The 13,305-nt window shown below is 38.8% G+C and carries 13 protein-coding genes; 9 read left to right on the top strand and 4 right to left on the bottom strand.

Translation table 11 applies throughout. The features are described from left to right. The first annotated feature begins 132 nt into the window (after positions 1 to 132). Together QI30_RS16235 and QI30_RS16230 are read left to right on the top strand one after the other, a co-directional pair. Complete coding sequence (locus tag QI30_RS16235; protein ID WP_126991630.1) at positions 133 to 732, top strand: TetR/AcrR family transcriptional regulator; 600 nt, start codon at positions 133 to 135, stop codon at positions 730 to 732. Between the two features lie 883 nt (positions 733 to 1,615). Next, complete coding sequence (locus QI30_RS16230; RefSeq protein ID WP_126991629.1) at positions 1,616 to 3,082, top strand: MFS transporter; 1,467 nt, start codon at positions 1,616 to 1,618, stop codon at positions 3,080 to 3,082. A 244-nt stretch (positions 3,083 to 3,326) separates the two neighbouring features. Here QI30_RS16230 and QI30_RS16225 read toward each other — a convergent pair whose 3' ends face one another. Further along, positions 3,327 to 3,596 (bottom strand): DUF7352 domain-containing protein, encoded by a 270-nt coding sequence (locus QI30_RS16225; RefSeq protein ID WP_126991628.1) that lies wholly within the window; start codon positions 3,594 to 3,596, stop codon positions 3,327 to 3,329. A 132-nt stretch (positions 3,597 to 3,728) separates the two neighbouring features. On the opposite strand from QI30_RS16225, the gene cls reads away from it, so the two are divergent. The 5 genes from cls (at position 3,729) to QI30_RS16200 (ending at position 8,346) form a co-directional block, all read left to right on the top strand. Further along, a complete protein-coding gene (cls, locus tag QI30_RS16220) occupies positions 3,729 to 5,192 on the top strand; it encodes a cardiolipin synthase (RefSeq protein ID WP_126991627.1) in 1,464 nt (487 codons plus the stop codon). Between the two features lie 106 nt (positions 5,193 to 5,298). Then, positions 5,299 to 5,790 (top strand): pyridoxamine 5'-phosphate oxidase family protein, encoded by a 492-nt coding sequence (locus tag QI30_RS16215; protein ID WP_126991626.1) that lies wholly within the window; start codon positions 5,299 to 5,301, stop codon positions 5,788 to 5,790. A gap of 175 nt (positions 5,791 to 5,965) precedes the next feature. After that, positions 5,966 to 7,147, top strand: a complete 1,182-nt coding sequence (locus tag QI30_RS16210; protein ID WP_126991625.1) for a NupC/NupG family nucleoside CNT transporter — start codon at positions 5,966 to 5,968, stop codon at positions 7,145 to 7,147. A gap of 96 nt (positions 7,148 to 7,243) precedes the next feature. Continuing rightward, a complete protein-coding gene (locus QI30_RS16205) occupies positions 7,244 to 7,813 on the top strand; it encodes a chromate transporter (protein WP_126991624.1) in 570 nt (189 codons plus the stop codon). Continuing rightward, on the top strand, positions 7,810 to 8,346 hold the full coding sequence (locus QI30_RS16200; protein ID WP_126991623.1) for a chromate transporter: 537 nt from the start codon (positions 7,810 to 7,812) through the stop codon (positions 8,344 to 8,346). Before QI30_RS16205 ends, QI30_RS16200 begins: the two co-directional genes overlap by 4 nt. A 39-nt stretch (positions 8,347 to 8,385) precedes the next feature. Here QI30_RS16200 and QI30_RS16195 read toward each other — a convergent pair whose 3' ends face one another. Next, positions 8,386 to 9,708, bottom strand: coding sequence for an aldehyde dehydrogenase family protein (locus QI30_RS16195; RefSeq protein WP_126991622.1), 1,323 nt, complete (start codon positions 9,706 to 9,708; stop codon positions 8,386 to 8,388). Positions 9,709 to 9,796: 88 nt separating this feature from the next. On the opposite strand from QI30_RS16195, the gene QI30_RS16190 reads away from it, so the two are divergent. After that, positions 9,797 to 10,420: a TetR/AcrR family transcriptional regulator gene (locus tag QI30_RS16190; RefSeq protein ID WP_126991621.1), complete on the top strand. Its 624-nt coding sequence runs from the start codon at positions 9,797 to 9,799 to the stop codon at positions 10,418 to 10,420. Here the strand turns inward: QI30_RS16190 and QI30_RS16185 are convergent. Together QI30_RS16185 and QI30_RS16180 are read right to left on the bottom strand one after the other, a co-directional pair. Beyond that, on the bottom strand, positions 10,407 to 11,078 hold the full coding sequence (locus QI30_RS16185; protein ID WP_126991620.1) for a GNAT family N-acetyltransferase: 672 nt from the start codon (positions 11,076 to 11,078) through the stop codon (positions 10,407 to 10,409). The two genes, QI30_RS16190 and QI30_RS16185, sit on opposite strands and share 14 nt — an antisense overlap. A gap of 66 nt (positions 11,079 to 11,144) precedes the next feature. Further along, the gene (locus QI30_RS16180; RefSeq protein ID WP_126991619.1) at positions 11,145 to 11,687 is read right to left on the bottom strand and encodes a TetR/AcrR family transcriptional regulator; all 543 of its coding nucleotides are present in this window, start codon (positions 11,685 to 11,687) and stop codon (positions 11,145 to 11,147) included. Between the two features lie 163 nt (positions 11,688 to 11,850). Here QI30_RS16180 and QI30_RS16175 point away from each other — a divergent pair, with 163 nt between their 5' ends. After that, the gene (locus tag QI30_RS16175; protein WP_126991618.1) at positions 11,851 to 13,254 is read left to right on the top strand and encodes a DHA2 family efflux MFS transporter permease subunit; all 1,404 of its coding nucleotides are present in this window, start codon (positions 11,851 to 11,853) and stop codon (positions 13,252 to 13,254) included. Positions 13,255 to 13,305 lie beyond the last annotated feature (51 nt).

Genomic DNA, 13,305 nt, shown 5'->3' with positions numbered 1-13,305 from the left:
AAAATACACTAGAAAAAAATATAAATTTCTCGTATGATTATTTCACTGACCTCGGTCACTTAAATCATAAACGATAGAAAATTCATTCGTCAACGATAATTTTTTAACTTTTTAGAGAAAAGGAGTGATTTTTTGACAACCGACCGAAAGAAAAAGGCGCTAGAGACGCGTCAAAAGCTCTTAGATACCGCATTAAAACTTTTTGCAAAACGAGGATTTGAGCATGTATCGATTGCACAAATTACGACAACTTGTGGCGTTTCAAAAGGAACTTTTTACACTCACTTTGCAACGAAATACGATATTGTGCTCGAAAAATTTCAGGAATTTGATGCACATTATGTAGAGGCCGCAAAAAAAATCGATGAAAATTTAAGTCCACCACAGAAAATTATTGCACTATACGATGAACAAATGATTTATTTAACAACTGTCGTTGGCAAAGACATTATGCGCACTGTCTATACAGCAGCGATGACGAATCAAGTCGAGCATGTGCATTATTTAATTCACCCACAGCGGACGATTTTTGAACTGATTCGTCGTTATTTAGAAGAAGGCGTGGAACAAAATATTTTCCGTAAGGATCTGTCATTTGAAGCGATTGAAAAAATGATTCAACGGGCGATGCGTGCCAATGTGTATGATTGGCTTATTCATGCAGAGGATTTTGATTTAATAAAAGAGATGCATGTCTTTACAACAACGCTACTTGATGGCATACGCGCGTAAAAACTAGCTTTATTTCGCCAGCTTTTTTCGGTATACAGCCGCAGAGAGCTGGTTTTACTTTGCCCAATTTTATATAGTCTAGACTATTTATTATTTCTTCCGCTAATCTTTATATCAACGTTCTTTCAATGACATCTAGTTTGTTTCGCGTAAATGACACCAATTCACCTCTCAAAACTGAAAATAGCCCATTTTACTTCGTGCATTTATCCAAATTGCCAATATAAGCTAAATAAAAAGTAGAATGAGCTTTTACTCGAGTTTACTAAAAAATTCACCATCAAAAATACACGTAACAAAAGCAGCATTTTCTACTTTTGTTACGTGTAAAAAAATATTAAAGCGTAAAAATGAGTGCGTATATAAGCACGTACTCACTCAGATTCATCATAACCTTTTGTTAGCGTAAAAATAAAAAGTCCCCCAATGTTTCCACTGGGGGTCAAAGAGAAGAATATGAAAAGTACATTTATAATGTAGCCCTTTTTATAAAAGCTTAAACCTGTTTTTATTATTTTTTTATTTTTTTTCAAAAAAAATCATATTTTATTAATGAAAGTAACTGTATTTAAGTTCAATTTCCTCTGTTTCTTCTTATTTATATGAAAATAGCCGGTTAATTTTCTGAAAATAAAAACTTCTATATTTTATGTTTCAAAGTAAAACAGTGGGGAATAGATAGAGTGTTCACGTAAAAAGTTTTTTACTACATATGAACAACCTCGAGTAGATTTATTTTTGTTTTGTCGACAACAAAATCAGGATTTAAAAGATTGAGATTGTTGTTTTACTTTTCCGCTATTTTATTTCCCAACAATTAAAGTACTACATATCTTTTGCAATCCTCGAAAATAGCAAACCCAAAAGGAGCTGTTTAGAGAATATGCAACAAAATAATAATTTAGATATGGAACCGCAAGATATTAATGTTGTGAGTTCCAAGAAAGCACGTAAGGCTGTTGTCGCCACCGGTCTCGGTAACGCGATGGAGTGGTTTGACTTTGGTCTTTATGCTTATTTAGCTGTTGTCATTAGTCAGTTATTTTTCGCTGGTGTTGATAATAGTGGTCTTCAACTTGTCTTCACCTTCGCTACATTCGCTGTGGCCTTCTTAGTTCGCCCAATTGGCGGCATCTTCTTTGGTAAGATCGGCGATAAATACGGTCGTAAAATTGTCTTAAGTACAACGATTATTATTATGGCAATTGCTACATTAATGATTGGTTTATTACCTACGTATGAGCAAATTGGTATTTGGGCGCCTATTTTATTATTAGTCGCTCGTATGATTCAAGGTTTCTCTACTGGTGGGGAGTACTCAGGCGCGATGGTCTATATCGCCGAATCATCTCCCGATAAAAAACGTGGGATGCTTGGTAGTGGCTTAGAAATCGGTTCTTTATCTGGTTTCATTGCCGCTTCAGGTCTCGTTACCATTTTAACGTTCGCCCTATCTGATGCTCAAATGATGTCTTGGGGCTGGCGTATTCCTTTCTTCATCGCTGCACCAATCGGTCTAATTGGTTTATATTTACGTCGTCATCTTGACGAATCACCAATTTTTGAAGAAATGGAGCAAGCACAAGAAGAAAGTGACGAAGAACCGTTAACATTTAAAGAAATTTTAAAGCATTATAAAAAAGATTTAATATTAAGTGTTGTTATCGTGGCATTCTTTAACATTACCAACTATATGGTACTGTCATATATGCCTTCGTATTTAACCGAAGTTATCGGCATTGATAACACAACAAGTTTAGTCATTTTATTAATCACAATGGTCTTAATGATGCCACTCGCATTATTCTTTGGTCGCATGAGTGATAAATTTGGTAATAAACGTGTTGTTCAAATTGGCCTTGTTGGGTTAACCTTCCTATCAATCCCTGCATTTATGTTAATGGGGGTTGGCCAAGTCGGCTTTATTTTCGCCGGTGTCTTCTTATTAGGTTTCCTATTAAGTTTTTATGAAGGGACACTTCCTTCATTACTACCAAGTTTATTCTTCTCAGATGTTCGTTATCGTGCACTGGCATTGACCTTTAATGTATCGGTGTCAATATTTGGTGGGACAACACCACTTGTATCGGCTTATTTAGTCCATGTAACAGGCGATCCACTTGCACCAGCGTACTATTTAGCAGCGGTCAGCATCATTGGCTTAATCGTCTTTAGCTTATTATTCGTTCAAACGTCAGGTCGCGCATTAAAAGGCTCGTACCCAACAGTTGAAACGAAAAAAGAAGTACGCGAAGTGATGAAACAAGATCCTGAAGATGCATTATGGTGGCATGAAGAAGCGCCAGATATCGAAACTGAGCAAACTCAACCGCCGAAAACAATATCTTAATAATAAAAAAAGTCGTGTCTAAAGGCACGGCTTTTTTGTTGATTTAATTATTTTGAGTGACGAAGTTATTACGTCTTTTCACATAAAAAAAGAGATACCCAGGCGTCGGGTATCTCTTTTTTAAAGGATAATGTACATTTCTATGAACATACTATACTCATTATATGGGAAGCCTCTAAAAAACCATATCGGCATGTACACCTAATTTTCTTTTATAAATTAGGTATTTTGATATGTATTTTATTTATTTTTTATAAAACCCATGCAAATTCCACTGCTGGTCAAACATTTGTATCGTATTCAAGTAGGTAAATGTGTCAATGTCTTCTGGTAGTGGGTCTCCCGTTCCTGCTACAATAACTTGAACAGATGCTGTTTTTTGCTCTTCTGGTTTTACAAGCGCATAAATATATACCTTGTCATATTGAAATGCAATGGAAAGTGGCTTGGCTCCTAAAGGCAAATCAATTGTTTCCACTGTATTAACGCGTACTGGATATTTATATACTTTCATTTTTTTCCCTCCTTTATTACTCTCTTTTCCTTTATTCAATAAAAATAAAACGCGGCGTTTTTTTCCAAATAGCTGCTTTCCTGTTAAACTATATACTATATGAAAAAATATGCATAAAAAGGGCGTGAGACATTGACTGATTTTTATCTTTATCTTTTTAAATCGAGTACGATAAGTGCCATTTTACTTGTGGTGAACATTATCCTTGCTATCACCATTATTTTCTTGGAGCGTAAAAAACCATCAGCTGCCTGGGCTTGGGTTTTCGTGCTATTCTTTTTACCGTATATCGGTTTTATCCTCTACTTATTTATCGGTAAACCATTGCGTCAAAAACATTTACGTAGGTGGATGCCAAAGGATAGCATTGGGATTCAGGAAATGATTGATGATCAAAAAGCACGTGTTTTAAAAGATGAGCTGAATATAGAAAACTTCGAAAATGCACGTGAGTTAATTCATATGAATTTACAAACGAATAATGCACTCGTAACAAAAAACAATCATGTGGAACTTTTTAATGATGGTCATGAAAAATTCGACGCGCTACTGCGTGATATTGCTAATGCGACAGATCATATCCACGTGCAATATTATATTTTCAAACTAGATGGCATCGGCAAAAAAATTACTGCTGCGCTAATCGAACGTGCCAAGGCAGGCGTTGAGGTGCGTATCCTTTATGATGCGCTCGGCTCACGAAATGTGCGCAAACAGCATTTTAAGGAATTGATTCAAGCGGGTGGAGAGGTTGAGGTCTTTTTCCCATCCATCTTACCGCTTATTAATCCCCGAATGAATTATCGTAATCACCGAAAAATTGTCGTTATCGATGGACAAATCGGCTATATTGGTGGCTTTAATGTCGGCGATGAGTACTTAGGGCTAGACAAAAAGTTTGGCTACTGGCGCGACACACATATGCGTATTCAAGGGGCAGCTGTTCATGCACTTCAGGCGCGCTTTATGCTGGACTGGAACCAAGCTGGTAATTCACTTGATTTATCCTTTGCGCCGCATTACTTCCCTGCTCATTACATTACAGGAGATGTTGCGATGCAAATTGTTTCTAGTGGGCCCGATACACCATATTCAAGTATTGAAAACAGTTATATTAAAATGATTTTACAAGCAAAACGCTATGTCTATATCCAGTCGCCTTACTTCATTCCTGATGAAGCATTTTTAGAAGCGGTACGAATTGCGGTACTATCTGGTATTGATGTACGCATTATGATTCCTGATAAACCGGACCATCCATTTGTTTACATGGCGACCTGCTCGTATGCAGGCGATCTAATGGAATCAGGCGCAAAGGTTTATCACTATGCTAATGGCTTCATTCATTCAAAAGTCGTGCTCATTGATGACCAAATCGCTTCTGTTGGGACAGCAAATGTGGATAACCGCAGTTTCCGTTTAAATTTTGAAGTTAATGGCTTCATGTACAATGAAAAAATCACGAAAGAACTGGCAGATATGTTCCATGAAGATTTAAATGTATGTGTTGAGATGACGAAGGAATCGTATGAATCTCGCTCGTTATGGGTGAAATTTAAAGAATCTGTTTCGCGCATGTTATCTCCTATTTTATAAACTCAAATCATCGTCTTATGGGCGGTGATTTTTTATTACTTTGTTTAATCCATTTTCTAAAGGGCAAACAAATTAAGAGACGACAAAAACAAAAGGAGTTTTTACGATGACAGAAGAATACCAAAAAGTTCGAGACAATTTAACATCGATTATTGAGGATGCATCTGTTGCGATGCTTGTAACGCAGCAGGAAGATGGAAAACTTGTATCACGACCAATGCAACTACAAAAAGTAGAATTTGATGGGGATATTTGGCTACTTACGCGTACAGATACAGATAAGTATGATGAAATTAATGTCAATAACCGTGTGAATGTCGCAATTGCTAGTAAATCGTATGCTTCAATTAGCGGGACTGCTGAATTTGTCGATGACGAAGCACGTAAAAAAGAATTTTGGAATCCTATCTATGAAAAAATGTTTGATGTAGCTTATGACGACCCTCAACTTGTATTAATAAAAGTACATGCAGAGTCTGCGGAATACTGGGAAACTGGTTCAACAGTAAAATCAGTGTACAATTTTGTGAAAAAAGTTGTCGGAAAGGAAGAACCTGTAAAACCTTCAAAAGATACCAACCAATCACTTGATTTATAGTCCATACAACTTCAATTTATTAGAATATAAAAAATCTTTAAAATAGCGTTTATTTATGAAAAATATTTACTTTTATCATATTTATGTTTTTTTCTAGAAAACGCTTGCAACTTATGGTCCGTACCTCTACGATAAGAAATGTAAGATTTTAAAACTTAAATATTGAGGTATCAACATGTCTATTTTAATCGGAATTTTAGGTTTAGTCGTCGTTCTTGGCGTCGCATACCTAATGAGTAATAACCGCAAAGCGATTGACTTTAAAGCGGTAGGTATTATGTTCGTATTACAAATTCTTCTGACATTAGTGATGTTCAAAACATCGGTTGGGTTAAAAGTAATCGAATCTGTAAGTAACGGGATTACGAAAGTAATTAGCTATGGTCGTGAAGGGATTTCATTCGTTGTTGACGGTTGGATTCCAGAAGGTGGTTCACCATTTTTCATTAATGTTTTATTAATTATTATCTTTACGTCTATGTTGCTTTCAATCTTGACTTATATCCGCGTTCTACCTATTTTAATTAAATATGTAGGTGGATTTTTATCAAAAATTACAGGTGTTTCTCCAGTCAAAACATTCCATGCGATTAATAATATTTTCTTCGGTCAATCTGAAGGTTTATTAGCAATCAAATCTCAAATCCTAAAAATGGATTCAAACAAAATTATCGTTATCTCTGTTGCATCAATGGCTTCAGTATCTGCTTCAATCATGGCATCATACATTACGATGCTTCCTGCACAATACGTATTAGGTGCGATGGCATTAAATGCATTATCAAGCTTAATTATCGGTATTATGATTGCACCAGATGTTGAAAAAGATACTGAAAAAGTGGATATTAAAGACGCTACTGAAGCGAAATCTTTATTTGAAGCCATTTCTATCGGTGCATTAGATGGTGGTAAGGTTGCATTAATCGTAGGCGCGATGCTGATTGCATACGTTGGTTTAATGGCTTTAATCGATGGTCTATTCAGTGCAGTAATCGGTATTTCATTTACAGAAGTATTAGGTTACATCTTTGCACCAATCGCTTGGATCATGGGTGTTCCAGCACAAGACATTTTAGTAGCTGGTCAAACAATGGGTACTAAATTAGCAACCAATGAATTCGTTGCAATGCTTCAATTTATGGATCATATTCCGAACCTATCTGAAAAAACAGTTGGTATCGTATCTGTATTCTTAATTAGCTTTGCTAACTTCAGTTCAATTGGTATCATCGCCGGTTCTTTACAAGCAATCAGCGGTGAAAAAGCAGCAATCGTTTCTAAAAACGGTTTAAAAATCTTATTCGCTGCTACATTAGTTTCTGTATTCACAGCTACATTAGTTGGTTTATTTATTTAATACAAAAAGCGAGCGTCGCGATTATGCGATTCTCGCTTTTTTTTACTATTCGCCCGTTTCCAGTTCATGTAAAATAAACACTAAAGGAGGGATTGCATGAAGGAATTATCACTAGCGATGCTACGCGCTGGGATTTTTGGTTTTGGCGGCGGTCCATCCGTCATGCCGCTATTTCGCCATGAAGCGGTGAAAAAATATCACTGGATGGATGATGATGAATTTAGTGAAATATTAGCGATTGCGAATGCACTACCCGGCCCGATTGCCACAAAAATGGCAGGTTATTTAGGTTATCGACTGCATGGTGCCCTCGGTGCGATCTGGGGCGTTATTTGCCACATTCTCCCTAGTTCTATTTTAATGATTGCGCTTCTCTCAATTGTTGGTTGGCTCAGTAGCTCAAAAATTGTGATTGGTATGATTGCAGCCGTAATGCCCGTCGTAGTCATTATGCTACTTGAAATGGCGTTACAATTCTCACAAAAATCACTCAAGGGGCTTGGCATTGTTATGAGCATTGTATTTTTCGCGATAGCCATTCTATTACTTGAAGTACTTCATATTCATTCAGGTGTGGCAGTCATTTTATTTTTAATATATGGTGCGGCACACTTTAAGCTAGTTGAGCGCGTTAAGAGATGGCGTAAAGGGGGCGACGCTTCGTGATTCAGCTTTTTATCGGCTTTTTTGTGGCGAATATTTTAGGCTATGGTGGCGGGCCCTCGTCTATCCCTCTCATTTACGAGGAGGTGGTTGAACGTTATCACTGGCTTAGTAATGAGGCCTTTTCAAATGTCTTAGCACTCGGTAATGCACTCCCAGGTCCGATTGCGACGAAAATTGCCGCCTTTGTTGGCTACGATACATATGGCATATGGGGTGTCCTCATTGCGTTGACGGCGACAATTGTGCCGACGGTGGTGCTCTTAATTATTTTAATGAATTATTTGCAAAAGCATCGTGCTTCTCCAGTCATTAAAGGGATGACGCTATTGATTCAACCAATTTTAGCAGTTATGATGTTTGTGATTATCGTGCAAATGTCTCGTGAGTCTCTGCAAACGATTGGCACACTACAATTTTTACTCATTGGCGGTGTGGCCTACTGGGCTTTGATGATTCGAAAATTCCACCCCGCCTTCGTCATTGCAGGCGCCTTTTTATACGGTGGGATTGTACTACCGTTTTTCATGACATAAAAAAACGCGCCACTCGCAAACTGCGAATGGCGTGTTTTTTTAATAAGCTTCAAATACCGAACGAGCATGTGAGAATGTTTTAAAGCCATGAATGCCATGAAAGCTACCAAGCCCTGAGTTATTGACACCACCAAAAGGTAGTTCTAAATACGTATTATGCTGGACGATACCATTGATCGTCACACCACCTGAAGACGTATAGCGTAGGCAACGTTCTTGGAATGCCTCGTCGTCACTAAATACATAGAATGCAAGTGGCTTTGGTCGCTGCTGAATATAGTGTAGCACCTCATCAAGCGATGTATACGCTTTCAAAAATGTTAACGGTCCAAAGATTTCTTCATGTGCAATATGCATGTCCTCTGTGACATTGCCAAGTAACGTCGGCTCAATTAGGCGATTGACGTCATCGAATGTTCCACCGCTTAATACGACCGCACCTTTTGACATCGCGTCGTCATATAAGCCTTTTAAACGATTGAAATGCGCATCGTTCACAATTTGTGTACGCTCGGTTGTACGAATTTCGCCGTTTTCATATAATAGGCCTTGTGTTGTTGCGCGGTACGCAGCCGCAAAAGCCTCGACATCCTGCTCATGAACAAATAAGTAATCGGGGCAAATACAGAATTGACCACTCATTAATACTTTGCCGAATGCAAGTGCCTGTGCTGCCTTCGCTACATCATAGCCTTTATCGATGATTGACGGTGATTTACCGCCAAGCTCTAATGTAACGGCTGATAGATGATTCGCTGCTTCACGCATGACAATTTTGCCGACGCGTGGGCTTCCTGTAAAGAAAAAGTGGCTAAATGGTAATTTTAATAGCTGCTCAGATGTCTCCGCCTCGCCCTGTACAAATGCTACTTGCCGCTCATCAAATGTCGCCTCAATAATTTGCTGTAGTACGGCATTATAATGTGGATTAAACTCACTTGGCTTGATGACAACGCAGTTTCCTGCCGCAAGTGCCTCTGTTAATGGGTGAATCGTTACCGACATCGGGGAATTCCATGTACCAAAAATACAGACAGTGCCACGTGATTCGTATACAATATAAGCACCCTTGCCATCTTTTGGCTGCTCGACGCGCTCTGGTTCCATCCACTGTGCCACATGCTCACAGGCATAATCAATCGCCTCTGTTGCAGCATATACCTGATGCTCTGCGGTCATGCGTGGTGTTTTATAATCCTTGATGCTCGCCGCAATTAAATCTTCTAAACGGGCTAAAATATTTGTCTTTAAACGTTGTAGCATCTCCACACGTTCAGAAGCGTTTGTTTGACGCATCTCCCATTGATGTTTCGTTTGTTGATTAAAAATATCATGGATCTTTTCTACTGCAACTTGTACCATTTTAGCTCACCCTTTCAAATTATTTACATTTATTATAAAATAAAGAGAGTCGACTCTCAAGTTTTATTATACGAAATGAGGAAAAAATATGACAACTAGACAGCAAGCAAAAAACGCACGTCACGAAAAAATCATCGATGCCGCGTATACATTATTTTTAGCGCAAGGCATTGGCTCCGTCCAAATGCTCGAAATCGCAAAGGAAGCGGGTGTCAGTAACGCGACGTTATTCCGCTATTTTGCGAATAAAGCCGCAATTATTTTAGCAGTAATGGACCGCTTTATGCAGGATGCCGGGCGCGATATGCAAAAAATTACGACCATGCCTTTGACGGCCTATGAAAAGCTCGAAAAAATGTTCACTTATTTTATGGCGACAACGCCCGAGGTAACGCAAAAGCTCGTCCGCTATCTTGAAGCTACTGAATATTTAGCAGCGGTTGAAGGCATTGAGGTGCCTTCTTCTACTACGATGTTCAGTGAAGTAGTCGACCATATTATTGAAACAGGTAAGCAAGATCAGTCGTTTCATACAACCATCGATTTAAAAGTAGCGATTCATACAGCCGTCACGACATTTAGCTATATGAATATGAAAATTGAAAAAGATCAGACGTTGCCGTTCGCACAAAAAAGCGCTCATTTTGACATTCAAATGAGCGCTTTAAAAGATATGTTACTACGAGCATTAGCACCTGTTAATCCAGTGTAATATCAATGCCAATGCGTTTCATTGCGAGCTTTTCCGCAATCATACGAGAGCTAAAATTGTCCCATGATGTTGAATAAAAGGTCGTTCGATTTTGCTGTTGCACTTTTTTAGCCCATGCACGTACGACATCGACCGCATACCCACGTCCACGGTAATGCTCATTTGTAAAGACACTGGCCTCTGCCGCTTCGGTCGTTTGGCGTGCACTACAGCAAAGGGACACCGGAACGCCTGCTTCAATAACTGTAAATACTGGTGCACGTTCAGCTAATTCATCATGCGTGTACGGAAATGCCTCTTTAATTAAATATTTATTGTCCTCTGTAATTTCAATTGGGCCTTCAATTTGTGATGCAATCGTTGGGATTTCATAAAATGGGCCTAAATGAAAATGTTGCAGCTTTTGCTCGGCTGAAAATAATTGAATCGCCTGTAATAGCTGCTCATTCGGTGTGTCGCTCACGATGGCCTCTAGCTGCTTTCGAAGCTCTGGTGCCATATGCTCTTGATATTTGGTGATGCTTTTTTTACGTGTCACCCCTACATAAAACTGAGGTGCTTTATCATATGGCGACTCATTTAGTACCGTTAAATCGCCCACTTCATTTTGCTGAAATAATACATCAATATGCTGTTGTAGTAAGGTCTGTTCGTCCATTTAAAAGCCCCCTAGTTCTCTTCTTATTACATCAATTCCCGGCTCGAAACCATCTCAATCCATATTTCAGCGGTACATTTTATAAATTTCTGTCGCAATATAGTCTGAGCTATAATGGAGCCCTCGTTTTAGCCACCACATCATAATACCAACGAGCGAGGCTGTTTTAATATCGATATCAATGTCACGACGTGGCGTTTGTGTGACGCTATTTTCGCGGCGCACGCTAATAAGACGCTTCATTTGCTCATATAATTTCTCTTCAAAATCATTCTTTTGAAATAAGACGAGCAAATGTTGGCGCTGATTGTATAAATAATCGAGTAAGCGGATCAACTGGGATTTCTCGCTTAATTCGCGCACCTGCATAAGCTCTTCAATTTGTTTCGTAATTTCACCGACGATTTCATCAGTTAATTTTTGCAAAAGATCGTGAATATCCTCGTAATGCAAATAAAAGGTCGTCCGGTTAAGCCCAGCTTGTTGCGACACTTTTTGAATCGACAATTTTTCGGCGGGAATGCCTTGCTGTAACAGCTCAATCACAGCTTGTTTCAGCATTTCTTTCGTGCGTATGGCGCGCGGGTCTTCTTTTTTCGACATATTCATTCTCCTCGTCCATCTTTTTCGATTTTATCTACATCTTTTTTATTTTTGTCTTTTAGTCAACAACTTGATGAAAATTGTGCATGGTCAACAAAATTCATTCCTTGTTATGATATTTCATAGACAAAGTGTCTATAAAATTAATAGTAGCGTAAGGAGATGTACGATGCAAAACGAAATACCTAACAGCACGAAAAAGATTTTAATTACGATTATGATCATCGGCTGTTTTTTCTCAACACTTAACCAAACCCTTTTAAACGTCGCGCTTAGTGACTTAATGGAAATTTTTAAGGTGACACCGGATACGATTCAATGGCTTGCGACAGGCTTTATGCTTGTCAATGGGGTGCTTGTACCACTTACGGCATTTCTGATGAAGCGCTACACAACACGTCAGCTTTTTATCGCCTCAATGCTCTTTTTACTGATTGGTTCGATTGTCAGCGCATGTGCGACAACATTTGGCGTATTATTAGCTGGCCGTATGATTCAGGCGGCTGGAGCGGGAATTATTTTACCACTGATGATGACCGTTATTCTTTATTTATATCCACAAAATGAGCGTGGTGCGGTCATGGGTAAAATCGGCTTTGCGATTATTTTCGCGCCCGCAATTGCGCCAACAGTTGCTGGCTTTATGCTAGATTTCGTATCCTGGCGCTGGCTCTTTATTATGATGATTCCGATTTCAATTATCGTCATTTTATTAGCAGCGAAGTATTTATTTAATGTCGGCGAAAAAAAGGATGTCAAGCTAGATATGACGAGCATGATTTTCTCAACAGTTGGCTTTGGCCTTGTACTCTTTGGCTTTAGTAGTGCCGGTAGTCGTGGCTGGTCTGACTGGGCAGTACTTACTTGTATCATCACCGGCTTAATCGTCATTGCGCTATTTTGTAAAATGCAGCTTCTTTCAAATGAGCCGATGCTTAATTTACGCGTCTTTAAATACAAAATGTTTACGATGACATCGCTTGTCAATATTTTAGTAACGATTTTAATGTATGCCGACTTAATTTTATTACCGATGTATTTACAAACAGGTCGCGGCTTTAGCGCCTTTGAAGCGGGCTTACTGCTATTACCAGGGGCTGTTATTAACGCCTTCTTATCCCCTGTTACCGGGAAGCTCTATGATAAGCACGGCGCACGACCATTATTTATTATCGGTATGCTGTTAATTGAGATTTCGATGTGGATGGTCACGGATTTAACTGCAACAACAAGCTTCGTCTACATTATGATGCGTACGATTATCCTTCGTATTGGTTTATCCTTTATTACGATGCCACTTAATACAGCTGCATTAAATGCACTGCCACTCGAACTTGGCTCACATGGCTCAGCTGTAAACAATACCGTTCGCCAATTAGCCGGTGCAGTCGGAACGGCGGTTATTGTGACGGTGTATACGATTCAATCAACTGCTCATGAAGATGCGAAAGCACTTGCACCGATTATGGGCGCTAATGATACGTATTTATTTATGCTCGCGGTCGCTGTTGTTGCGTTTGTGCTTATTTTATTCGTTCCAGCAGAAAAGAAAAAACGACAACAGGAAGCTTAAAGAAATTGTGAAAAATCCTCTTTTTTCTCTTATTGAAAAAGAGGATTTTTC

The sequence above is a fragment of the Candidatus Kurthia intestinigallinarum genome, assembly GCF_003991225.1.
GTDB lineage: Bacteria > Bacillota > Bacilli > Bacillales_A > Planococcaceae > Kurthia > Kurthia populi.
This window is presented reverse-complemented; position numbering and strand designations above follow the sequence as displayed.

Bases quoted from the DNA above. Each gene is read 5' to 3' on its own strand.
- QI30_RS16175 (WP_126991618.1), top strand. From the start codon at position 11,851: ATGCAAAACGAAATACCTAACAGCACGAAAAAGATTTTAATTACGATT.
- QI30_RS16230 (WP_126991629.1), top strand. From the start codon at position 1,616: ATGCAACAAAATAATAATTTAGATATGGAACCGCAAGATATTAATGTT.
- QI30_RS16215 (WP_126991626.1), top strand. From the start codon at position 5,299: ATGACAGAAGAATACCAAAAAGTTCGAGACAATTTAACATCGATTATT.
- QI30_RS16225 (WP_126991628.1), bottom strand. From the start codon at position 3,596: ATGAAAGTATATAAATATCCAGTACGCGTTAATACAGTGGAAACAATT.
- QI30_RS16195 (WP_126991622.1), bottom strand. From the start codon at position 9,708: ATGGTACAAGTTGCAGTAGAAAAGATCCATGATATTTTTAATCAACAA.
- QI30_RS16210 (WP_126991625.1), top strand. From the start codon at position 5,966: ATGTCTATTTTAATCGGAATTTTAGGTTTAGTCGTCGTTCTTGGCGTC.
- QI30_RS16180 (WP_126991619.1), bottom strand. From the start codon at position 11,687: ATGAATATGTCGAAAAAAGAAGACCCGCGCGCCATACGCACGAAAGAA.
- QI30_RS16205 (WP_126991624.1), top strand. From the start codon at position 7,244: ATGAAGGAATTATCACTAGCGATGCTACGCGCTGGGATTTTTGGTTTT.
- QI30_RS16190 (WP_126991621.1), top strand. From the start codon at position 9,797: ATGACAACTAGACAGCAAGCAAAAAACGCACGTCACGAAAAAATCATC.
- QI30_RS16185 (WP_126991620.1), bottom strand. From the start codon at position 11,078: ATGGACGAACAGACCTTACTACAACAGCATATTGATGTATTATTTCAG.